Origin of the sequence: Hymenobacter siberiensis (assembly GCF_018967845.1) — a bacterium.
In the GTDB taxonomy this organism is placed as follows: domain Bacteria; phylum Bacteroidota; class Bacteroidia; order Cytophagales; family Hymenobacteraceae; genus Hymenobacter; species Hymenobacter siberiensis.
On the sequence record NZ_JAHLZZ010000001.1, the window covers coordinates 660,100 to 680,340 of the forward strand.

The window sequence follows — 20,241 nt, forward strand, 5'->3', positions numbered from 1 at the left end:
CAAAACGCCGGACCACGGCCGCTTCGTTCAAAGTCGAAGCACCGGCCCGGCCCCGAAAAACGCTTGCCCGAAAAACGAAAAAGGGCCGCCCCCGAAGGTACGGCCCTTTTCAAACGCGCGGATTGACGACCTAGAAAAACTTCGTGCGGTTGTCTTTCACGTTGGCGTGGGCCTTCACGGCCTCGTAAATCTTGCCGTCCTGCTGCTGGGCGCGCTGCTGCGCCAGCTGCTGCTGCACGGCCTTCAGGTTGGTGTTGGCCACCTGCGGCTCGGACACGCTCACGGGCTCAATCACCAGCACGCCTTGCTCGCCCTGAATTGGGGCCGACTTCTGGCCGGGCTTCAGCGCGTAGGCTTTGCCCACGGCCAGCGGCTCGAAGCCGATGTTGGCAATGCTGCCCTGACCCAGAATCACATTGTCAGCGGTGCCTACCTGGGCGGTGGGGCCGTATTTGGTGGCCATTTCTTCCAGGCTGCCGGTCTTGGGCAGCTTAGCCATGATTTGCTGGGCTTTCTCCTCGTTGCGCACCATGGCCGACAGTTCGGGCTTCAGGTTGGCAATGGTAGCCGTGCCTTTGGCGCGCTCGTCGGTGAGGGCAGCAATGACGTACTGGTCACCCATTTCGTACACTTCCGAGATGTCACCCACCTTGGTTTCTGAGCCGTTCGGGCTGAAGCCGAAGGCCCAGCGCACCAGCTCGCGGGCGTTCTGCAGGTTGTTTACACTGCGGGCGCCACGGTCCAGGTTTTTGGCTTCCTGCTTTTGCAGGGTCTTGTCTTTGGTGGTCAGGGCGCGGAAGCTGGCCAGGTCGGTAGCCTCGCCTTTCAGCTCCTGCGCCTTGGCGTAGGCGGCTTCGCGGGTAGCGTCACTCGGGGCAATGGTCTTCTTCACCTCGGCTACCTGGTAGGTCTGATTGGTAGGCGCGGCGGTTACTTTAATGATGTGGTAGCCGAACGAAGTTTCCACCACGTTGGGCAGCAGGCCAGTGGCCGTAGCGCCAAAAATGGCTTTCTCGAACTCCGGTACCATCCGGCCTTTGCCAAACCAGCCGAGGTCGCCGCCCTGCTCCTTGGTGCCGTCGGTGCCAAACTGGCGGGCCAGGGCCGCAAAATCAGCTCCGCCTTTGATTTTATTCAGGATGTCCTGGGCCTTGGCTTTCGCGGCGGCTTTGGCTTCGGGCGTGGTGCCGTCGGCCTTGATGAGGATGTGGCTGGCGCGGGCAGCCGGCTCTTTACCGGTGCTGGTGCCGGTCACTTTATACAGCGAGTAAGTGCCGTTTTCGGCATACGGGCCGTAGATTTTGCCAGCGGCCAGGGGCAGCTGTTTGCGGAGCTCCTCGGGCAGGTCGGCGGGGCTGCGGAACGCCTTGTTGTAGGGCTGCTCCGAATTCTGCATCACAAACAGCGAATCGACCGGGGCCGCAGCAAACTGCGTGGCGAACTCGCCCATCGAGGTTTTCACGGCGGCGCTGTCCTCCTTCGAGGCCACCACCGGCACGGTGATGTACTCTACCGAGCGGCCGTCTTCCACCTTGTACTTGCCCTTGTTCTTGTCGAGGTAAGCCTGCAGCTGCGCGTCGGTCACTTTCACGGCCGAGTCGGAGATGCTGCCGTAGGGCACGAACAGGTACTTCACCGTGGCCTTGGTGTTCTGGCTGGCGTCGAAGCGCTTGGCTTCGGCCGTGGTCACGTACACCGAGTTTTTCAGCAAGGCGTTGTACTTGTTAGCGAGGCGCTCGGCGGGCAGGTTGTCTTCGAAATTGTGCCAGGCGGCCTGGTTTTCGGGAGGCAGCTTGTCGAGGTTTTTCAGGTATTCCACCAGGCGAGCTTTGTCGAACTGGCCCGTTTTCTGGTCGGTAAAGGCTTGCTTGATGCCGGGGCTGATGTTGTCGCCCTGCACCATGTCCACCAATTCATCGTCGCTCACGGTCAGGCCCAGCTTGTCCCACTCCGGCCGGAAGGCCATGCGGTAGATGGTCTGGTTCCAGGCCTGGTCGCGCAGGTAGCCCATGGCCTGGTCGTCGGGCTGGCGCTGCTGCTGGGCAATGAACGCCTGCTTGGCCTGCTCCAGGGCGTTGTTGTAATCGGCCAGCTCTACTTTCTTGCCGGCTACCTCACCTACGGTCTGGTCGTTGCCGCCGAAAAGCTTGTTTTTGCCGCCCACCAGGTCGCCGCCCACAATGAAGAGCAGCATCCCGACGGCTACGGTACCTACCGCCCAGCCAGATTTTTCCCGAATCGTGTTAATTAAAGCCATTTACTTGTCAAAAGAATCGAAGTCTGTGTTGGTCAAAAGAGGCGCAAAATAACCAGAATTTGGCCGGCAATCAAAGTTTTACGGTTTTTAAAGTCTTCGCTCAAACCTTCCCAACCGATTGCGGTGCCCCGCCGGCCAAGGCCACATTTGGGCCCAAAGCTGGCCTAACGGCGTTTTTTGGTCGATTTGGCCGGGGTTTTGGCGCGGGCCTGCTGGGCCTGCTTCTCTTTTTGCTCGGCAATTTTTGCTTCCAGCCGCTCCTGCTGCCGCCAGTAGAGCAGCGGCATCCAGCAGGCCATGGCCACCATGAAAATCCAATAGTTGCGCATCAGGTCGTTGAACAGCAGCGTCTGGTAAACACCAATTACCATGGCCACCACGCCCACGGCGAAGAACACGGTGCGCAACAGGTCTTTGTCGAATTTCATGGGATTGCTGTTTAAGTAGCCGTTAGCGCGCCGGCTGAGGCGCGGCTGCGGCCTGCGGCGCGGCAAACACGCCGGTGGGCCGGGTAATCTTGTAGCGCGAGAAGTTCTGGTTGGCCTTCAGGCCGTAGCCCGTCAGGTATTCGGTGGGCGTGGTGACTTTCACGAACATGGCCGAATCGGTGTAAATCAGCTGCTTGGTCTTATCAAAAAACAGCTCCTCGGTGTCCATGTTCTGCTGCTCGGGCACGTTCATCACGTTCACCTTGCCGCGCATGATGTAGAGGTTTTTGGCCTTGTCCGACTTGCCGTAGTTGGCTTTCAGCATGTTGATAACGTTCTTCTTGCCATCGGCCGAGTAGAACGTGACCACCATACCTTTGGGGTAAATGATGTCGCCGTTCTCAAACTGCTGCTCCAGCGGCGCGGTCAGCTGAAACTTCAGCTTGGCCGAGTCGCTCACCAGCGTGAGCACGTTGGTGGTTTCCATCAGCGGGCCGGTGTAGACCTGCATGGGGCCGGTGGCGGCTTTTTTGTCGCAGCCAGCCAGCGCCAGCGCGGCCAGCACCGCCCCCACTCCTGCCACGCGCCACGATGCTTTCACTTGAATATTAATTAGTTACGCTCGCCTTATTGCAGGCGGCGCTTGATGAACCAACGGTTATTGAGCGTAACGCCTAGCTGGCCCCGGATGTAATTTTCCTGCACGTTGCTGCTACCCGTGGTGCCCCCCAGCAATTCTGTATTGCCGCGCACGCCGTAGGTAAAGGCCAGGCTGATGGTCGTGGCTTCGAGTGGCGTGGCCGTGGGCAGCGGGAAACCAAAGCCCCAGCTCACCGACCGGTCGTAGAGCATTTTGCCGCCCGGCTGGTACGGCAGCTGCGCCAGCGAGATGCCGGCCCGGTAGGCCACCCGCTGGAAGTAGTGCTCCACCGAACCCGGGTCCGGCGTAATTTCCCCACCCAGTCCGAAGCGCAGGGTATTGCTCAGGCCCGGCCCCGTGCCGTCGAAGCTGCGGTATTTCGACCACTGCTGCTGCGCCACATCCAGGTTCAGGCTCCAGTTCTTATCGTTGTCGAAGCTGACACCCAGCTGCGACAGGGCGGGCACGAAAGTGCGGCCGCGGCCGTCGCTCACCGTAGTGGCCGTGCTGATGAGGGTACCGTTGGTATCTTCGGTTTCCTTGGTAATGGTTTGCTGCCCGTTCAGGTTGTGCGCGAAGCTATACACGCCGCCCAGGTTCACGTTCAACGACTTACCCAACTTCTGGCGGTAGTGCGCGCCGGCCCGGAAGGCAAAATCCGAGTAGCGGGTGTGGGCACGGTCCACGGCTTTTTGCAGCGAATTGGTGCTGTTGGCTACTACCACCGTAGTGCCGGCCGTTTCATCCACCACCCCAAATACGTACGAAGCGGTGAAGCCCAGCGTGAATGCCTTGGTGATGCGAACCCCCTGGGCCAGATAGGCTTCTGAAACGCCGCCTGTGCCTTTCAGCTGCGTGAGCGACTGCGCCGGCTGCCCGGTAGGCGTATTGGCTACGTCCTTCACGATGTTCGACTCGTAATCGACCGCGCTGACGGGTTTCAGGCCCACGGCCGCGCCCCATTTCGTACTCAGCGGCACCGACAGCGCGAAATAGCCCAGCGTACCGTTGCCGCTGCGGCTGGAGGCGCTAGCGTTTTTCACGGTTTTATACTGGCCGTTGTAGCCCGCCTCAAACGTAGTGCGGCCCGTGTAGTACAGCAAGGCCGGGTTCAACTCGTTCACATTGACAGAATTGGGGGCCGCCAGGCCAACGCCGCCCATGCCCATCTGGCGCACGCCGCCGGTGTTGGCGTTGTATTCACCCAGCCCGATGCGTGAGTATGGCGAGTTGCCCAGGCCCTGCGCCTGCGCACCGCCCGCCACCACTACCACCAGGCTTGCCAGCACCAAACGCTTCATCTCTTTATTTGTCAACATGATAAACTAGAATCCGATTAAGACCAAGCAGCACCAGCTCGGGCACTACAAAGATACGAGCCGGGAGCCGCGCTGCCAGAAACGCCGCATCGCCCCCGGTCAGCAACACCCCAATACCGGGGTATTGCTGCTGATAACGAGCCACTAAACCAGTGATTTCGGCCACCGTGCCGTTCACTACGCCGCTCAGCAGGCTCCCGGTAGTGGAGTCGCCAAGGAGCGAAATCGTTGCATCGGGAGCGGGTAATTCCAGCAGCGGTAGCCGCCCCGTGAAGGTGTGCAGCGCCTGCAGCCGCATGGCCAGCCCCGGCGCAATGCTGCCGCCGTGGTAGGTACCGTCGGCCGTCACGAGGTCGAATTTCAGGGCCGTGCCCGCGTCGATGATGAGCGTATCCTGGCCGGGGCGCAGGCCGGCCGCGCCCACGGCGGCCGCCAGCCGGTCGGCCCCCAGCGTGTGGGGGGTGGCGTAGGTATTGCGCAGCGGTACGGGCGTAGTGCCCGGGCTAAAGCCCAGCACCTGGCCCGGCACGATGTCCTGCAACTCTTCCACGGCCAGCACCGCCGCCTCCGCCACCGAGGCCACGATGACGTGCAAGGGCTGCCAGCGCAGCACCAGCTCCCGCACCGATGCCGGCGTGAGGCCGGCCACCATTTCGCGCAGCAGCGGGCCATCGAAGCTGCCCGCCTTCACGGCCGTATTGCCAATGTCCAGAACCAGTGTCCGCATTAGGTTGGGGTTGAATAAAAGAACGTCATGCTGTGCTCAGCATGACGTTCTTTATCCGGTTGTCCGACAAACTCCTACAGGAAGTACTTCATACGAATCACCTCCTGCTCACTCAGGAAGCGCCATTTGCCACGCGGCAGGTCCTTCTTGGTGAGGCCGGCGTACTGCACACGGTCCAAGGCCACCACTTCGTAGCCGAGGTGCTCGAAAATGCGGCGCACGATGCGGTTGCGGCCAATATGGATTTCAATGCCCACGAAGTGCGCGTTGCCGGCCACTACGGCCACATCGTCCACCTCGGCTTTGCCATCTTCCAGCTCCAGGCCTTCCACAATCTTGCGCAGGTCCTCCTCGGCCAGCGGCTGGCTCAGCTCTACCTGGTATATTTTTTTGTTCTTGTGCGAAGGGTGCGAAAGCTTCTGGGCTACCTCACCATCGTTGGTGAAGAGCAGCAGGCCCGTGGTGTTGCGGTCGAGCCGGCCCACCGGGAAAATGCGCTCCTTCGAGGCACTAGCCACCAGGTCCATCACCGTGCGGCGGCCCTCCGGGTCTTCCGTGGTCGTGATGAAGTCCTTGGGCTTGTTCAGCAGCACGTACACCGACTTCTCGCGGTTAAGGTTGGTCTTCCCGTACTGCACGGTGTCCTCGGGCAGCACTTTGTAGCCCATCTCGGTAACCACTTCACCGTTTACCTTGATTTCGCCGGCGGCAATCAGGGCATCGGCCTCGCGGCGCGAGCAAATGCCCGCGTTGGCGATATAGCGGTTCAGGCGCAGCTCGTCGGTGTTGGAATCATCTTCCTCTTCACGGCGGCGCTTGTTACCACGGGTTTTGTCCTGCTCGTAGTGCTTCAGGTTTTTGTAGTCGGGCGCCTCGCCGGGACGCTCGCCGAAGCGGGGCTTGTCGGCGCGGTTTTCCTGCACGGTGGGGCGGGCCGGCCGGGGCTTGTCCACGCTGGCACCATAGCCCGTGCCTGAGCGGCGCACGCTACGTTCCTGCGCTTTCAGAGCCTCACGGCGCTCGGCAAAGCTGCCGGGTGCGGGCGTCCAACGCTCGGTGCTGCGCTTTTCGTAGGCACCGGGACGCTCGCCGGTGCTGCGGCCAGCGGCCGGCGCACCATCGCGGCGGCCAAAGGCGCCGGGCGTGAACTTGCGGCCAAACGCGGCCTGGTCGGCGCGGTAGTCGGCATTGCCGGCGTCGGCGCGCTCAATGTTGGCATCGCGGCGCTCATTGCGCTCGCCACGCTCCTCGCGGGGCTGCGGCGGGTTGGCCTCAAACGGCCGGGCCGAGCGGATGGGCCGGTTCGGGCCGCGCTCATCGCTGCGGCTCTCGCTGCGGTCAAAGCTTTCCGTTTCGCGGGGCGTGCTGCGGCCGAAGCTGCCACCGCCGCGCGGGCTGCTGTCGGCGGCCGGCTCGTAAGGGTTGCTCTTCTGGAATTTGCGGTTGCGCTCACCAGGCTCGCCCCGGGGCACGGCCTTTTCGCCGTCGCGGCGGTAGGGCTGGCCATTCCAGTTTTCTTTGGGCTGATACGGGCGCACGGGCCGGGCATCGGTGGCGGGGCCACGCTGCTCGCCACGGTCGCTGCGGTCGCGGTCGCCACCGAAGCTGCCGCGCTCGGGGCGGGGCTCGGCGCTACGGCCGTAGCTGGTGCCGGTGCGCTGCTCCTTGCCCAAGCGGGGCCGCTCGTCGCGGCGCTCGAAAGGCCGGTCGTTGCCGAAGCTTTTGCCGCCGCCGAAGCTGCTACCGCCTTCGCGACGCTCGCCGCCACCGTAGCTGCTGCCATAGGGACGCTTCTCGCCACCGCCGTCAAATTTCCTACCACCGCCAAAGGCTCCGCCCGATGGGCGGCCGAAGGCACCATTGGTTGCGGGGCGGCCAAATGCGCCGTTTGAAGCCGGGCGGCCGTTGCCGCCGGAATTCCCACGGTCGTTGCTGCGCTCACCACCACGCTCACCACCACGGCTTGCGCCAGGCCGCTCGCTCCGGCCGGCAGCACCGCCACCAAAGCCACCGGGACCGCCGGCACTGCGGCCGCCGCGACGGTCCGCTTTATCTTCTGAAAAATGTTTCTTGCCCATGGGGAAAAAAGTTGCGTGCCGTATCGCTACGGTACAGGTTAAAAAAAGAAGTCGGTATTGAAAAGCCGGTAGTCAGAAAGGGGTCAACAAAATCAACCCGAATAAAATTCTGACTACCGGCTATTCAATACCGACTACCAAAAAAGCGGCGGCTTAGTCGCGCCGGGCCATTTTGGCTTCAATAGAATGCTGGGTATGGGGCACGGCCCGCAGGCGGTCCTTGGGGATGAGCTTACCAGTGCCGATACACACGCCGTAAGTGCCGTTTTTGATGCGAATCTGCGCGTTTTCGAGCTGCTGAATGAATTTCAGCTGGCGCGAGGCCAGCTGGTTCATGCTTTCCTTCTCAGCAGTTTCGGCACCGTCTTCCAATACTTTGGCCGATGAGGCCGTGGTGTCGGTACCCGATTCGTTGCTGCGGTTCAGGGTTTCTTTGATGAAAGACAGTTCCTTGCGGGCAGATGTCAGTTTTTCCTGGATAATCTGGTCGAACTCATTCAAGTCCTCCCGCGAATAGCGAATGTTGTCGTCGTTCATTGAATTGAGAAAAAAGGACTGCTAGAGAATGTTAAGAAATTACTAGTGGCAGCTACCGCGCAACGCAGCAGCCTGCTAAATCATTTGGCAAACTGTAAAAGCCATTATCACCACCAATCCAAGCCCTTGCATGCTTGTTTTTGCGGGTTCAAAGTTACGCGGTTCGGCGCGCTTTTCCGCCCAATATTAAAAGCTTAGCATTTGGATAGCAGCCACAGCGGCTTCTACTCCCTTATTGCCGTGCTTTCCACCAGCCCGGTCCAGAGCCTGCTCCAGGGTATTGGTGGTCACCAACCCAAAAATTACGGGCTTGTTGAACTTCAGGCCTACCTGGGTGATGCCTTGTGCCACCGCGTGGCAAATATAGTCGTCGTGCTTGGTTTCGCCCTGAATGACCACGCCTAGGCAAATGACCGCATCAATCTCCTCGTGCTGAGCCAGAAACTGTGCGCCCAGGGTCAGCTCAAAGCTGCCGGGCACGCTATTGCGGTAAATGTTGTCGGCCACGGCCCCGTGCTTTATCAGGGTATCGTAGGCCCCGGTGCTGAGCACGTCGGTTATCTCGCGGTTCCAGTCGGACACCACCAGCCCAAACCGCTTGTTGCTGATGTCGATGAATGCAGAAGCGTCGTATTCGCTCAGGTGTTGAAGGGAAGTCGCCATAAATCGTTGATTCTCGCTGATTAACCGTGATTACACAGATTTACATGGCCACTGCCCGCGTCGACCGTCTGTGCCTTGTAAAAGGGCTTTTCCTTTACTTTTCAATGCTACTTAAAAAAATTGCGCTTCCCCAAAGTTTGGGGAAGCGCAATAATAATCAGCGAAATCACGGTTAATCCGCAAAAAGCAGTGATTTATTTTTCCAGCTTGGCTTTGTACTGGCGGGCTTCCGCCACTTCTTGGGCCGTGGGGTAATCGGTGATGATGCGGTCGTAGGCTTTCACGGCGCCTTCGTCATCTTTGGCAAGCTCGCGGGCCGTGCCTTCTTTCAACAAATAGCCGGGCGAGAAAAACTCATTGGCGTTGTGGTCGGCGGCTTTGGCGTAGAGGTCGGCGGCTTCCTTGGGCTTGTTCAGCTCCAGCTGCGCATCGCCCATCAGCGAGTAGGCGCGGCTTTGCACCAGATAGTCGTCGGAGCTGAAATCTTCGAGGAAATCGAGGGCTTCCTTAAACTTACCCTGCTTCAGGGAAGCCACGCCGGCATAGAAATTGGCGAGGTTACCGGCCTTCGTGCTGCCGTACTCGTTGGCCACGGTGGTCAGGCCAGGAGCCTTGCCGTCGCCTTTGATGGCTTTGCTGAGCGAGTCGGCCTCCCAGTTGTTCACGGCGCGGAACATGATGGCCTGGGCCTTCGAGTCCTGCTGGTTGCGCCAGGTGTAGTAGCCAAAGCCTCCCACCACGGCCAACACCACCACGGCCAGAATCCCCAGCAGCAGGCTGCGGTTGTTGCGCACAAAATCCTCGGACTCGGCCAGGCGGGCAGCCAGGGCGTCCGGGTCTTCCAGCAGCGGGTTTTCGGACGGAACAAATTCTTCAGCCGGGGCCAGCGGGTCGGCGGGCACGTTGGTCGGCTGGTTTGCTTGCCCCTGGCGGGCCTGCTGGCTCTTGCCAGTGTAGGGAATCTTCGACATTACAATGGGTGCTACGACGGCCCGCAAGCCGGCCGGGGGGCCGGGGGGCCCGGTTAATTAGTCGTGGATGTAGGGATAGTCGGTCTGCACGTACACGTCCTTGTACAGTTCGTCGGGCGTGGGGTAGGGCGAATTTTCGGCGAACTCCACCGAAGCCTGTACTTCGGCTTTGATGCGCTCATCAATGGCTTCGAGGTCGGCCTCCGTTGCCATGTTATTCGTGAGGATGGTGTGGCGCACGCCTTCGATGGCATCGCGGTGGCGGTAGTCCTCCAGCTCCTCTTTGGTGCGGTACTTGGCCGGGTCGCTCATCGAGTGGCCCTTGTAGCGGTAGGTCTTGAACTCGAGCAGCGTGGGGCCTTCGCCGGCGCGGGCGCGCTCGGCGGCGCGGGCCACGGCCTCGTGCACGTCTTCGACGCGCATGCCGTTCACGGGCTCGGAAGGCATGTCATAGCTCAGGCCAATCTTATAGAGGTCCGTCACGTTCGATGTGCGGGCCACCGACGTGCCCATGGCGTAGCCGTTGTTCTCAATTACGAAGATGACCGGCAGCTTCCACAGCATGGCCATGTTGAAGGCCTCGTGCAGGGCACCCTGACGCACCGCGCCATCGCCCATCGAGCAAATGCAGAGCTTGCCCGTCTTGTTATACTTTTCGGCGAAGGCAATGCCCGCGCCCATTGGCACCTGGGCACCCACAATGCCGTGGCCACCCATGAAACCAACCTCCTTATCGAACATGTGCATCGAGCCGCCCTTGCCTTTCGAGCAGCCGGTGGCTTTGGCAAACAGCTCGGCCATCACGGCATTGGGCGAAGTGCCCAGCGCCAGCGGATGGGCATGGTCGCGGTAGGCGGTGATGTACTTGTCGCCTTTTTCCAAAGCCGACACGGCACCGGCTACGCAAGCCTCCTGGCCGATGTAGAGGTGGCAGAAGCCTTTGATTTTTTGCTGACCATAGAGCTGCCCGGCCTTGTCCTCAAACTTGCGCATGAGCTGCATTTGCTCGTACCACTGCATATACGTCTCCTTCGGGAACGTAGCCGTAGAGGCGGGCACAGTCGTAGCAGAACCCGAAGCAGCCGCAGTGGGCTTATCGGTTCCGGGCAGGAGGGCTTCGGGCTGGGGCGCGGTGATTACACCGTTTCTCTTTCCTTTGGCAGCTTTGGCGGCTGAACCATTGGTAGCCTTTGAGGCCGTCGGTTTTTTAGAAGCAGCTTTTACTTTCGTATCCGCCATAGCAGTTTTAAAGAAAGAAATAATTCGCGTTGGGAGGGCGAAATTACGTAAAACTGCTGGCAAATCCGCACCTTATGACTCTTGACTCCCTCCAGCTTCTTTTTTTTAAAAATTACGACGATGCCGCGCTTCGTTTATCGCCCGGCCTCAATTGCTTCATCGGTGACAATGGGAGCGGCAAAACCAACTTGTTGGATGCCATTCATTACCTATCGCTGACCAAAAGCGCCATCACGGCTTCCGACGCCCTTTGTATAAAACAAGACGCTGATTTCTTTGTAGTTAAGGGTATTTTTTCTTCAAATACGACGCCTGACAAAGAAACCATCCAGGTGAGCCTGCGCCAGGGGCAAAAAAAGACCGTTACCCACGATAAACAGCCCTATGAGCGCATGGCCGACCACATTGGCCGCTACCCTGCCGTGCTTATCTCGCCGTATGATACCGACCTTATTCGCCAGGGCAGCGAAGAGCGCCGCAAGTATTTCGACAGCCTCATGGCGCAACTCGACCACGCGTTTCTGGAGCAGCTCATCTCCTACAACTCCTTGCTGCGCCAGCGCAATGCCGTACTCAAGCAAGGCGGGTACAGCAACGCCCACGGCTTCGACCGCGACTACCTGCTGGCGCTCGATGAGCAGCTGGCGCCGTTGGGCCAACAGCTCACGGCGCTGCGCGAGGCTTTTCTTATCGACTACCTCCCCATCTTTCAGCGGCACTACGAGCAGCTGGCCGACGGCCGTGAGCAGGTAATGCTTACTTATAAGAGCCAGCTGGTAGGGGCCGACTTTGCCCAGTTGCTACGCCTGAATGAGCGCAAGGACTTCGTGCTGCAACGCAGCACCGTGGGCGCGCACCGCGACGACTTTGTGTTTTTGATGAATGAGCTGCCCGTGAAAAGCTACGCCTCTCAGGGCCAGCAGAAGTCGTTTGCCATTGCCCTCAAGCTTGCCCAGTTTGAGCTGCTGGCGGCCAAGCAGCACAACAAGCCCCTGCTCCTGCTCGATGATATATTCGACCGCCTCGATGACAAGCGCATTGCACGCCTGCTGGAGCTGGTGGCCGACGAAACCTTCGGCCAGGTTTTTCTGACCGATACCAACCTGGAACGCACCGACCAAGCCCTGGCGCGAGTAACCGTTCCCATCCTTAGGTTTCGGGTGCAGAATGGTACCGTGGCACCCGTTTAGGCAGCGGGCGGCAGTACCTTTGTGGCTGCTCAACCGGCATCCTTCCGCTGGCTGACTTTGCTCTGAACCCTCGTGAAAAAACCTTCCGCTTTCTCCCGCTCCGGCGATATCATTCCGCTCAAGGAAGGCCTCGAAGCATTGGTTCGGGCATACCGGCTCCAGGGCAAGCTCAACGAGGTAACGGTGGTATCGAGCTGGGAGCGGGTGATGGGGAAGGCAGTGGCGTTGAAGACCCAGGAGGTGTACGTTAATAAAGGCCGGCTATTTGTGCGCCTCAGCTCCGCACCGCTCAAGCACGAGCTGCTCATGGCCAAGACCCGCGTGGCCGAACTCATTAATGAGGAGGTTGGGGAGAAGGTCGTAACGGAAGTAATCTTTCTCTAGCTTCCCACCCTATCATTCATTGCGGATTTCTGGAATGCGATAGGGCTGCCATACTGTGCACCTCACATATCCACCAGGTGTTCGTAATCCATTGCGCGACGAGCAAGCTGTAATTCCGAATACTGTCCGCCCCTCGGCAGGTAGTGAAGGGGGGGGCTCTGCACTCGGCGTATACTTTAAAAAACCGCAGCAGTTTAGTGATTCAGCCTGGCCGAGCGTTTGTCTGCCGGCACGACACTGACCGATTCGCCCCCTTACCCTGCTGGCAATTTATTTAACGGGCTCGGCCAGTCGAGCCACGGATAATACTCACAATGGGAGCAGAGCCTATAGCGCGCTATCCAAAGCTACACGTACACGGCATGTTAGAGCCGCGACACTTCGCGGCTCCTCGTTGAACGACTCCCACGCAAGGAGGCGCGAAGTATCGCGGCTCTACATGCCGTGTAGCAATACTGATACTGGTCTAGATTGAATCAGTTATGGACGGTAAGCCAGCTTCAGCAGACGGTTACTTCTCCCGAGCTTACCCCTACCCTTCTGTTCCGACAGCGCTTCTGTATCGGACTATAAAAGAAGTTGTTAAAACAAAAATGTTTCACGTGGAACATTTTTGTCACTTCGGGCCATACACTTTTAGCAAGAGCTCATTATAAGCTTCAAGGAGGGCTATGTACTTAATCTGAAGCGCTAATAGCTGTTTAGAGTGGTCAGGGTCGGCATTAAGCGTCTGTATCATACGAGGTGTAACAGTATTTGCAACAGCCTCTTTAGCAAACGGCGTTACAACCGATGAATCGGCCTGTTGTAACACAGTAAATTCAGTTGAAAAATCGTAATTGATTATATCGCCGACTTTCTTTACAAAGCTGTAATCAACTATTTCATCCTTGAATTTACGGTAGATAGTCGGGCGTGTAATACCCAACTCCTCGACAATACGAGTAATTGAAATACCGCTGTTTTTGATGGCATCTTGAAGGATTTCGCCCTGATGTGGCATAGAAAAGGTATTACGTAACGCTTATGTAAATATGTTTAATGAAAGCCGATTAAACAAATACAGTGACACAAAAATTACACTTGTAACAATGTTGTTTTGCTCAGGAAGTATTGTTACATTATTACAAAATACTGATACAGTCGTTATTTGCCACGCGTTACAATCAACAGCTGTAACATGGGTACAAACGCTACTTGATACAACAGGCAACTATCCGGTCAGAACGATACAGCACAAGCCCGGAACAAAATGCGGCCTGCCTGCAGGCATGATGCTACCCGATTGTTAGGGCCAAAAACCGGTCGGGGTAGTCGGTAGTGATACCGTCCACGCCGAGGGCGATTAACTGCATCATATCGGCCGGTTGGTTTACGGTCCAGGGTACAAGCCGCAGGCTTGGGTACAGGCTCCGCACCTGCTGCACGGATGCGGCTGTAACAGTGGCGAAATCGGGACCCAATGTGGTGGGCACAAAACCTAGCGCCTGGATGCTGGCAAGCCAGGGCTGGTCGGCTTCGAGGAGGAGGCAGGTGGCCAGGTCTGGCTGGCGCTGATGCGCAAGCCGGAGAATGCGCGGGTCAAAGCAGAGCACAGTGGCACGGGCTGAAACCCGGGCTTTGTTGATTTCGGCTAGGACCAGGGACAGGAAGTAGTCGGGGGTTGGGTGGAAGATATTATCCCCGTCTGGGGCGCTTTTTATTTCAATGGCGTAGCGGATTGGTGGGCGGCCGGCGGGTCGTGCTACGACCTCGGCAGCCGCCAGTACTTCGCGGAGTAAGGGCTTGTGGGCTGGCTCCGAAACCTGCTCGGGGAAGGCCGGATGACGCCGCAGACCGCAGTCGCATTGGCGAATGGTGGCATAGGGCATCTGGTAGAGGTTGAAGCGCGGGGTGGGGCTGCTTTCGATGGGCTGGCCCTCCAGGTCAAGGCAAATGGCAGGGTTGAGCCAGGGCTCGTGGGAAACGACAACCTGGTAGTCGGCAGAGATGATAACATCCATTTCCAGCACATCGACGCCCAGCGCGAGGGCGTGAAGGAGGGAAGGCAAGGTGTTCTCGGGGCGCAGGCCCCGGCAGCCACGATGGCCATGAAGCTCCGGAATGCGGGAATGCGAAGGGGCTGGCATAGAGTGGAGGGGTGATGTGAAACTGAAGAGTGCCGCGTTGGGCGCCGCCGTGCGCGGGTCGCGCACGGCGGGCGGTGTTAGCTACGTGGTTTGGGGTAATTTTACAGCTCAACTTAACCACTTACGAATCCATGAAAAAACTACTGCTACTTGTTGTGTTACTGGCTCTGGCAGCCGGCGGGTATTATTACTACCGAAACCTGAAGCAAGGGCCGAGTGGCGCATTGGTTTCGGCCGCTGCCGCAGTGCAGACACACGACATGGCGATGTTTGAGAAGTACGTTGATGTGAGCAGCGTGACCAGCCACCTTGTGGATGACGTAGCCCAACAGAGTTCGGCCCTGACTTCGCTGATGCCCGGCGGCAGCCTGATGATGGGCGGAGCCATGCGCCTGCTGAAGCCCGCCCTGGCCAAAGCCGCCCACCAGGAAGTGCAGCGCTACGTAGAAACGGGCTCGCTGGAGGCGGCCGCAGCCGCAGCGCCGAAGCGCATGGTCAGCGTATCGCTCACGGGCCTGGCCAACAAAATTGTGAGCCCGGACAGTGAGTTCAAGGGCATCAAATACACCCGGGAGGAGGGCGACAATGCTTTCGTGGGCCTGGAGGTGACGCAGCCCAAATACGATACCACGATGGTGGTGGAAGTGAAGATGCGCCGCCTGGGCGACCATTGGCAGATGACGCAAATAACGAACAGCGCGGAGCTGCTGCGCGGCGTGGCCCGCCTCGAAAAGAAGCGGCTGCTGAACTAGCCCGGCTACCTCATAGTATTGAAACGCAAAGAGCCCCGGCCAGTCATTGGCCGGGGCTCTTTGCGTTTTGGTGTGAGCCAGGTTATTTCCGGCCTGAGAACAGGAAGTAGATGATGGAACCGCCAATGGGGAAGAACCAGATGACTACGCCCCAGATTATTTTTTTGGTAACATCCCAGTCCTGCTTGAGCAGGCTGATGATAGCGGCAATGGCCAGGATGAGGTAGATGACGCCAGCAATGGAAAGGCTGCCATTGTCGTTGTAGCGGCTGCAGGAGGTGGCTACCAGCATCAGTGGCAGCATGAGCGCGACGAGTGGCAAGCGGGAGGCGTAATGACGAAGGGTTTGCATGAGACAGGGGAGCAAGGTGAAAGAGTGTATTGCCCCATTACGCAAGGATTTCAGAATAAGATATACAAATGCGGCTTTTTCGATATTAACTAGTTAAAAATCAGTTATTTAACCCAACAAAACCACCTATTTGGCGAACAAACTCCATTCCGGCGGCCGGCATGAAGAGTAGCGTGAGTACCACGCCGTAGATGGCCCCATAGAAGTGGGCATCGTGGTTGATGTTGTCGCCCCGGCGGCGGCCCTGGTAGTAGGAATACGCCAGGTAGAGGAAGCCGAAGATGAAGCCGGGAATGCCCACCGGGATAAACATCATGTAGATTTTATTCAGGGGCGAGTAGATGACGCCGGCGAAGAGCACGGAGGCCACGCCTCCCGAGGCACCGAGGCTGCCGTAGTCGCGGTCGTCGCGGTGGCGGAAGTAGGTGGGGATATCGGACACCACAATGCCGCCCAGGTAGAGCAGCAGGAAGCGCCAGATACCACCTAAGGCTCCGAAGCCATCGAGACCGAGTGCGCCGGTACCGTTGGCCAGCACACTCAGCACAAGGCCGCCGAAGGAGTAGAAGGCAATCATGTTGAAGAGCAGATGGCCCCAGTCGGCGTGCAGGAAGCCGGAAGTGAGGAAGCGGTACCACTGGCTATTGTCGCGGGCCATGCGGTAGGGCCGCAGTATCCACGACTCCATGAGGTCGTGGTTGGACCAGGCGTAGGCGGAAACGAGGACCGTGAGGCCGACGAGAATGAGGATGGGGTTGAACATAAGTATTGCGGGCTTCAGCCCGCAGGAAACAAAATAGAGAAACAGAAATAAGCGACAGCGCAGGCAGCCCGGATTGCAGTAGCGTGTAACAGGCAACTGCAGGCTGAAGCCCGCATTACTGTTCGCGGTCCATGAGCTGGAGGGCGAGGTGGTGCAGGGGCACTTTGCGCTCGTTAGAGGCCGCTACGCGCTCCAGATGCTGCAGGGCATCCTGGAAGTAGTCGTTGATGAGTACTTCCGTCTGGGGGCGAATTTGGAGCTCGTCGTAGATGGCGCGCACGGCGGCTACTTTGGCTTCGGCGTCGGCGACGGGCTGGCCGATGTGCCGGGCCAGGATGGCCTGCTGGGCGGGGCTGGCCTGGGCCTGGGCGGAGAGCAGGAGGAAGGTTTTCTTGTCGGAGATGATGTCGCCGCCCACGCGCTTGCCGAAGGTGGCGGCGTCGCCGTACACGTCGAGCAGGTCGTCGCGCAGCTGGAAGGCCAGGCCAACGTCGGTACCAAACTGGCGGAGGTGCTCAGCATCGTCTTCGGAAGCGCCGGCTAGGCGAGCCCCCAGCTCCAGGCAGAAACCAAGGAGGACGGCCGTTTTCAGGCGAATCATGTCCAGGTATTGGGCGATGCTGACCTGGGGCTCGGTCTCGAAATTCATGTCCCACTGCTGGCCTTCGCAGACCTCGGCGGCCGTCTGGCTGAAGCGAGCGAGGATGCGCGGCAGTAGCTCTGGCTTCACGTCCAGGAACAGCTCGTAGGCGCGCACCAGCATCACATCGCCGGAAAGGATGGCCACGTTGGGATTCCACTTTTCGTGCACCGTGGCCTGGCCGCGGCGCAGGGGGGCCTGGTCCATCAGGTCGTCGTGCAGGAGGGTGAAGTTGTGGAAGACTTCGGTGGCCAAGGCGGGCTTGAGAATGCCGCTGAGGTCATCGGTGAAGAGGTGCGCCCCGAGCAGCGTGAGCAGCGGGCGGATGCGCTTGCCGCCAAGGCCCATGATGTAGCGGATGGGGGCGTAGAGGGTTTCCGGGGCCTGCCCGTAGTCGAGCTGGGCGAGGGCGGCGGTGATGGTGGCGGGGAAGTCGGCTGGGGTCATAGGTGGTGCAAATAACGGCAGGCGCGGGGAACCTCACCCCCGGCCCCTCTTCTTGGGAAGAGGGGAACCGAGAGGCACCTGCAGATGAGGTCCCGGTATTATTCGCATCAACAAAAAAGTCCCGACTCTGGGTTGAGTCGGGACTTTAGAAACCGTCAGGCTCCCCTCTCCCCAAGGAGAGGGGTCGGGGGTGAGGTGAGCCTACCGGCGCTTCCCCTTGAACCCGCCCTTGCTCCCGCCCTTGCCGCCGCTGTGCTCGCGGTAGCCACGAGGCTCACTGCTGCGCTGCTTGCGCTCGTCGGCTTCGCGCTTTTTTACGTGGTCGGGGCGGTCGTCCACCAGCTCGAAGTCGATGGTGCGGTCGAGCAGGTTGGCGGATTTTACGATGACCATCATCTCGTCGCCGAATTGAATGATGCGCTTGTTATTCTTGCCCACGATGCGGTAGTTGTCCTTATCCAACTCGAAGAAGTCGCCGGGGATGTCGCTGATGCGGACCATGCCCTCGCACTTGTTCTCCTCGATTTCGATGTACATGCCGCGCTCGGTGAGGCCCGATACCACGCCCTTGAACTCGTTACCGATTTCATTAGCCATGAACTCGACCTGCTTGAATTTGATGCTGGCGCGCTCGGCGTTGGCCGCAAGTTTCTCGCGGGCCGAGGAGTGCTTGCACTCTTCTTCCACGGGGTCGACGGGCACGTTCTTGCCGCCGAGCAGGTAGTGCTCCAGCAAGCGGTGGGCCATCATATCCGGGTAGCGGCGGATGGGCGAGGTGAAGTGCGAGTAGTGGTCGAAGGCCAGGCCGAAGTGACCGAGCGGCTCGGTGGTATAAATGGCCTTGCTCATGGTGCGAATGGCCAGGCCCTGGAGCACGTTTTGCTCGGGCTTGCCCATCACCTCGGAGCTAAGGTTGTTGAGCTCGGTGCTGATTTTCTTCGGGTTTTCGAGCTTCAGCTTATAGCCGAATTTCTGGGCGAATAGGGCGAAAGTCTGGAGGCGTTCGGGCTCGGGCGCGTCGTGGGTGCGGTACACCATGGTAAAGCGCGGCTTAGTCTTTTTGAGGTTAAACACGAACTCGGCCACCTTGCGGTTGGCTAGCAGCATGAACTCCTCAATCATCTTGTGGGCGTCCTTGCGCTCCTTCACATACACGCCGAGGGGCTTGCCATTCTCGTCCAGGCGGAACTTCACTTCCTGGGTTTCGAAGGTGATGGCGCCCTGCTTGAAGCGCAGCGCACACAGCTTGTGCGCCATGTCGTTCATGATATTTATCTCCTCGGCGTACTCGCCCTCCTTGCTTTCGATGCGCTCCTGGGCGTCCTCGTAGCTGAAGCGGCGGTCGGAGTGAATGATGGTTTTGCCAAACCACGACTCGTAGAGCTTGCCAGCTTCATCGAGTTCGAACACGGCCGAGAAGGTCAGCTTGTCCTCGTTGGGGCGCAGCGAGCAGAGGCCGTTGGAGAGGCGCTCGGGCAGCATCGGAATCACGCGGTCGACGAGGTAAACGGAGGTGGCGCGGTGCTTGCCCTCGCGCTCCAGCTCGGTGCCGGGGCGCACGTAGTGGGTAACATCGGCGATGTGCACGCCGATTTCCCAATGCCCGTTTTCCAGCTTCTGAATGCTCAGAGCGTCGTCGAAATCCTTGGCATCGGCGGGGTCGATGGTGAAGGTGGTGATGGCGCGGAAGTCGCGGCGGCGGGCAATCTCATCGGGCTGAATCACCTCGCTGATGCCTTCGGACTCGGTCTGCACTTCATCCGGGAATTCGAAGGGCAAGCCGAACTCAGCCATGATGGCGTTTATCTCGGCCTCGTTGCCGCCGGCCTGGCCGAAGTTGCGGATGACCTCCCCTACCGGCTGGCGGTTGGGGTCGGTCGGGAATTCGGTGATACGGACCAGCACCTTGTCGCCGTTGCGCGACTCGTGCAGCAGATGCGGCGGCACGAACACGTCGAAATACACCTTGCGGTTGTCGGCCTTCACAAAGCCGAGCGTGCCCTGAATCTGAATGCGGCCCACCACTTCAGGGCGCACGCGCTTGAGCACTTCCACCACATCGCCCATGGGCCGGCCGTCGCGCGAGCCACTACGCACCTTCACCCGCACCACGTCGCCCTGCAGGGCAAACTTGAGCTGGTCGGTGAACACGCGGATGTCATCGCCGCCATCAACGCCCTCGGGCACCACGAAGGCAAAGTTGGGCGTGGCCAAATCGACGGTGCCGATAATGGTGTTAGACGGGGCGCGCTCGGGGCGGTCGTCGCCGTCGACGTAGTCGAAACCGGCCTCGCGGCGGCGGTGCACAATGGGGTCGCGGCCGAACTGGTCCTGCACCGAGATGTTACGCGGGGGCTTCACTGCCGAGTCACTCTTTTTAGTCGATTTTTTGGCACTGGACGGCATCAGGGCCGCCGCAACAGCGTCGGCATCAGCAAGGCGGTACTCGTCGTTTTGGAGCAGCGTAATCAGACCATTTTTGCGCAGCACCTTGATGTGGGCAAAAATCTCCTCGCGCTGGCCCTTGGTGGTCACGCCGAGGCGGCGCGAGAGTTGACGGTAGGCGATGACTTTGGTGGGGTTGTCGGCGAAGACGTGCAGGACCTGGTCCTGGGTGATGGCCGTGGGGTCGGGCTTTTCGCGCTTGGCGCGGGGAGCCTTCGGGTTTTCTTCGGGGGTATTCATGTAAAAAAGTAGCCGCCGAAAAGTTGATTGGTCGCAGGCG

The 20,241-nt window shown here is 59.4% G+C and carries 19 protein-coding genes; 3 read left to right on the forward strand and 16 right to left on the reverse strand.

Features of this window, described 5'->3' with window-relative positions; genetic code table 11:
- Positions 1-130 precede the first annotated feature (130 nt).
- The 10 genes from KQ661_RS02845 to pdhA all read right to left on the reverse strand — a co-directional run bounded on the left by KQ661_RS02845 (position 131) and on the right by pdhA (position 10,640).
- Complete coding sequence (locus tag KQ661_RS02845) at positions 131-2,257, reverse strand: SurA N-terminal domain-containing protein (RefSeq protein WP_216685604.1); 2,127 nt, start codon at positions 2,255-2,257, stop codon at positions 131-133.
- A 164-nt stretch (positions 2,258-2,421) separates the two neighbouring features.
- Positions 2,422-2,685 carry a hypothetical protein gene (locus KQ661_RS02850; protein WP_216679264.1) on the reverse strand — a complete coding sequence of 88 codons (264 nt, stop codon included), beginning with the start codon at positions 2,683-2,685 and terminating at the stop codon, positions 2,422-2,424.
- 22 nt (positions 2,686-2,707) lie between these two features.
- A complete protein-coding gene (gene lptC / locus KQ661_RS02855; RefSeq protein WP_317196062.1) occupies positions 2,708-3,286 on the reverse strand; it encodes an LPS export ABC transporter periplasmic protein LptC in 579 nt (192 codons plus the stop codon).
- Between the two features lie 26 nt (positions 3,287-3,312).
- Complete coding sequence (locus KQ661_RS02860; RefSeq protein WP_216685605.1) at positions 3,313-4,644, reverse strand: outer membrane protein transport protein; 1,332 nt, start codon at positions 4,642-4,644, stop codon at positions 3,313-3,315.
- On the reverse strand, positions 4,631-5,371 hold the full coding sequence (locus KQ661_RS02865; protein WP_216679266.1) for a type III pantothenate kinase: 741 nt from the start codon (positions 5,369-5,371) through the stop codon (positions 4,631-4,633). Before KQ661_RS02865 ends, KQ661_RS02860 begins: the two co-directional genes overlap by 14 nt.
- 74 nt (positions 5,372-5,445) lie before the next feature.
- A complete protein-coding gene (locus KQ661_RS02870) occupies positions 5,446-7,449 on the reverse strand; it encodes a pseudouridine synthase (RefSeq protein WP_216685606.1) in 2,004 nt (667 codons plus the stop codon).
- A gap of 153 nt (positions 7,450-7,602) precedes the next feature.
- A complete protein-coding gene (locus KQ661_RS02875) occupies positions 7,603-7,986 on the reverse strand; it encodes a TraR/DksA family transcriptional regulator (RefSeq protein ID WP_216679268.1) in 384 nt (127 codons plus the stop codon).
- 186 nt (positions 7,987-8,172) lie between these two features.
- Entirely contained in the window at positions 8,173-8,649 is a 477-nt protein-coding gene (gene ribH, locus KQ661_RS02880; protein ID WP_216679269.1) for a 6,7-dimethyl-8-ribityllumazine synthase, read from the reverse strand.
- A gap of 194 nt (positions 8,650-8,843) precedes the next feature.
- Complete coding sequence (locus KQ661_RS02885) at positions 8,844-9,620, reverse strand: tetratricopeptide repeat protein (protein ID WP_226929789.1); 777 nt, start codon at positions 9,618-9,620, stop codon at positions 8,844-8,846.
- Positions 9,621-9,677: 57 nt separating this feature from the next.
- On the reverse strand, positions 9,678-10,640 hold the full coding sequence (gene pdhA, locus KQ661_RS02890; RefSeq protein ID WP_216727925.1) for a pyruvate dehydrogenase (acetyl-transferring) E1 component subunit alpha: 963 nt from the start codon (positions 10,638-10,640) through the stop codon (positions 9,678-9,680).
- Between the two features lie 293 nt (positions 10,641-10,933).
- On the opposite strand from pdhA, the gene recF reads away from it, so the two are divergent.
- Positions 10,934-12,049: a DNA replication/repair protein RecF gene (gene recF, locus KQ661_RS02895; protein WP_216679270.1), complete on the forward strand. Its 1,116-nt coding sequence runs from the start codon at positions 10,934-10,936 to the stop codon at positions 12,047-12,049.
- 72 nt (positions 12,050-12,121) lie between these two features.
- Complete coding sequence (locus KQ661_RS02900; protein WP_216685607.1) at positions 12,122-12,433, forward strand: DUF721 domain-containing protein; 312 nt, start codon at positions 12,122-12,124, stop codon at positions 12,431-12,433.
- Positions 12,434-13,049: 616 nt separating this feature from the next.
- Here the strand turns inward: KQ661_RS02900 and KQ661_RS02905 are convergent.
- Complete coding sequence (locus KQ661_RS02905; protein ID WP_216685608.1) at positions 13,050-13,436, reverse strand: helix-turn-helix domain-containing protein; 387 nt, start codon at positions 13,434-13,436, stop codon at positions 13,050-13,052.
- A gap of 274 nt (positions 13,437-13,710) precedes the next feature.
- Positions 13,711-14,562: a glycerophosphodiester phosphodiesterase family protein gene (locus tag KQ661_RS02910; protein WP_216685609.1), complete on the reverse strand. Its 852-nt coding sequence runs from the start codon at positions 14,560-14,562 to the stop codon at positions 13,711-13,713.
- A gap of 131 nt (positions 14,563-14,693) precedes the next feature.
- Between KQ661_RS02910 and KQ661_RS02915 the strand changes: the two genes are divergently transcribed.
- Positions 14,694-15,314, forward strand: coding sequence for a hypothetical protein (locus KQ661_RS02915; protein ID WP_216685610.1), 621 nt, complete (start codon positions 14,694-14,696; stop codon positions 15,312-15,314).
- Positions 15,315-15,396: 82 nt separating this feature from the next.
- Here KQ661_RS02915 and KQ661_RS02920 read toward each other — a convergent pair whose 3' ends face one another.
- The 4 genes from KQ661_RS02920 to rnr form a co-directional block, all read right to left on the reverse strand.
- A complete protein-coding gene (locus KQ661_RS02920; protein ID WP_216679274.1) occupies positions 15,397-15,666 on the reverse strand; it encodes a PLD nuclease N-terminal domain-containing protein in 270 nt (89 codons plus the stop codon).
- A gap of 100 nt (positions 15,667-15,766) precedes the next feature.
- A complete protein-coding gene (locus KQ661_RS02925; RefSeq protein ID WP_216679275.1) occupies positions 15,767-16,429 on the reverse strand; it encodes a rhomboid family intramembrane serine protease in 663 nt (220 codons plus the stop codon).
- Positions 16,430-16,544: 115 nt separating this feature from the next.
- Complete coding sequence (locus KQ661_RS02930) at positions 16,545-17,516, reverse strand: polyprenyl synthetase family protein (protein WP_216685611.1); 972 nt, start codon at positions 17,514-17,516, stop codon at positions 16,545-16,547.
- A gap of 201 nt (positions 17,517-17,717) precedes the next feature.
- Complete coding sequence (gene rnr, locus KQ661_RS02935) at positions 17,718-20,201, reverse strand: ribonuclease R (RefSeq protein WP_216685612.1); 2,484 nt, start codon at positions 20,199-20,201, stop codon at positions 17,718-17,720.
- Positions 20,202-20,241: the final 40 nt, after the last annotated feature.

Coding starts and splice junctions, on each gene's coding strand:
- KQ661_RS02865 (WP_216679266.1), bottom strand. CDS start 5,371: ATGCGGACACTGGTTCTGGACATTGGCAATACGGCCGTGAAGGCGGGC.
- KQ661_RS02845 (WP_216685604.1), bottom strand. CDS start 2,257: ATGGCTTTAATTAACACGATTCGGGAAAAATCTGGCTGGGCGGTAGGT.
- KQ661_RS02885 (WP_226929789.1), bottom strand. CDS start 9,620: ATGTCGAAGATTCCCTACACTGGCAAGAGCCAGCAGGCCCGCCAGGGG.
- KQ661_RS02905 (WP_216685608.1), bottom strand. CDS start 13,436: ATGCCACATCAGGGCGAAATCCTTCAAGATGCCATCAAAAACAGCGGT.
- KQ661_RS02875 (WP_216679268.1), bottom strand. CDS start 7,986: ATGAACGACGACAACATTCGCTATTCGCGGGAGGACTTGAATGAGTTC.
- KQ661_RS02870 (WP_216685606.1), bottom strand. CDS start 7,449: ATGGGCAAGAAACATTTTTCAGAAGATAAAGCGGACCGTCGCGGCGGC.
- KQ661_RS02915 (WP_216685610.1), top strand. CDS start 14,694: ATGAAAAAACTACTGCTACTTGTTGTGTTACTGGCTCTGGCAGCCGGC.
- KQ661_RS02850 (WP_216679264.1), bottom strand. CDS start 2,685: ATGAAATTCGACAAAGACCTGTTGCGCACCGTGTTCTTCGCCGTGGGC.
- recF (WP_216679270.1), top strand. CDS start 10,934: ATGACTCTTGACTCCCTCCAGCTTCTTTTTTTTAAAAATTACGACGAT.
- ribH (WP_216679269.1), bottom strand. CDS start 8,649: ATGGCGACTTCCCTTCAACACCTGAGCGAATACGACGCTTCTGCATTC.
- KQ661_RS02930 (WP_216685611.1), bottom strand. CDS start 17,516: ATGACCCCAGCCGACTTCCCCGCCACCATCACCGCCGCCCTCGCCCAG.
- KQ661_RS02925 (WP_216679275.1), bottom strand. CDS start 16,429: ATGTTCAACCCCATCCTCATTCTCGTCGGCCTCACGGTCCTCGTTTCC.
- KQ661_RS02860 (WP_216685605.1), bottom strand. CDS start 4,644: ATGTTGACAAATAAAGAGATGAAGCGTTTGGTGCTGGCAAGCCTGGTG.
- KQ661_RS02920 (WP_216679274.1), bottom strand. CDS start 15,666: ATGCAAACCCTTCGTCATTACGCCTCCCGCTTGCCACTCGTCGCGCTC.
- pdhA (WP_216727925.1), bottom strand. CDS start 10,640: ATGCAGTGGTACGAGCAAATGCAGCTCATGCGCAAGTTTGAGGACAAG.
- KQ661_RS02910 (WP_216685609.1), bottom strand. CDS start 14,562: ATGCCAGCCCCTTCGCATTCCCGCATTCCGGAGCTTCATGGCCATCGT.
- rnr (WP_216685612.1), bottom strand. CDS start 20,201: ATGAATACCCCCGAAGAAAACCCGAAGGCTCCCCGCGCCAAGCGCGAA.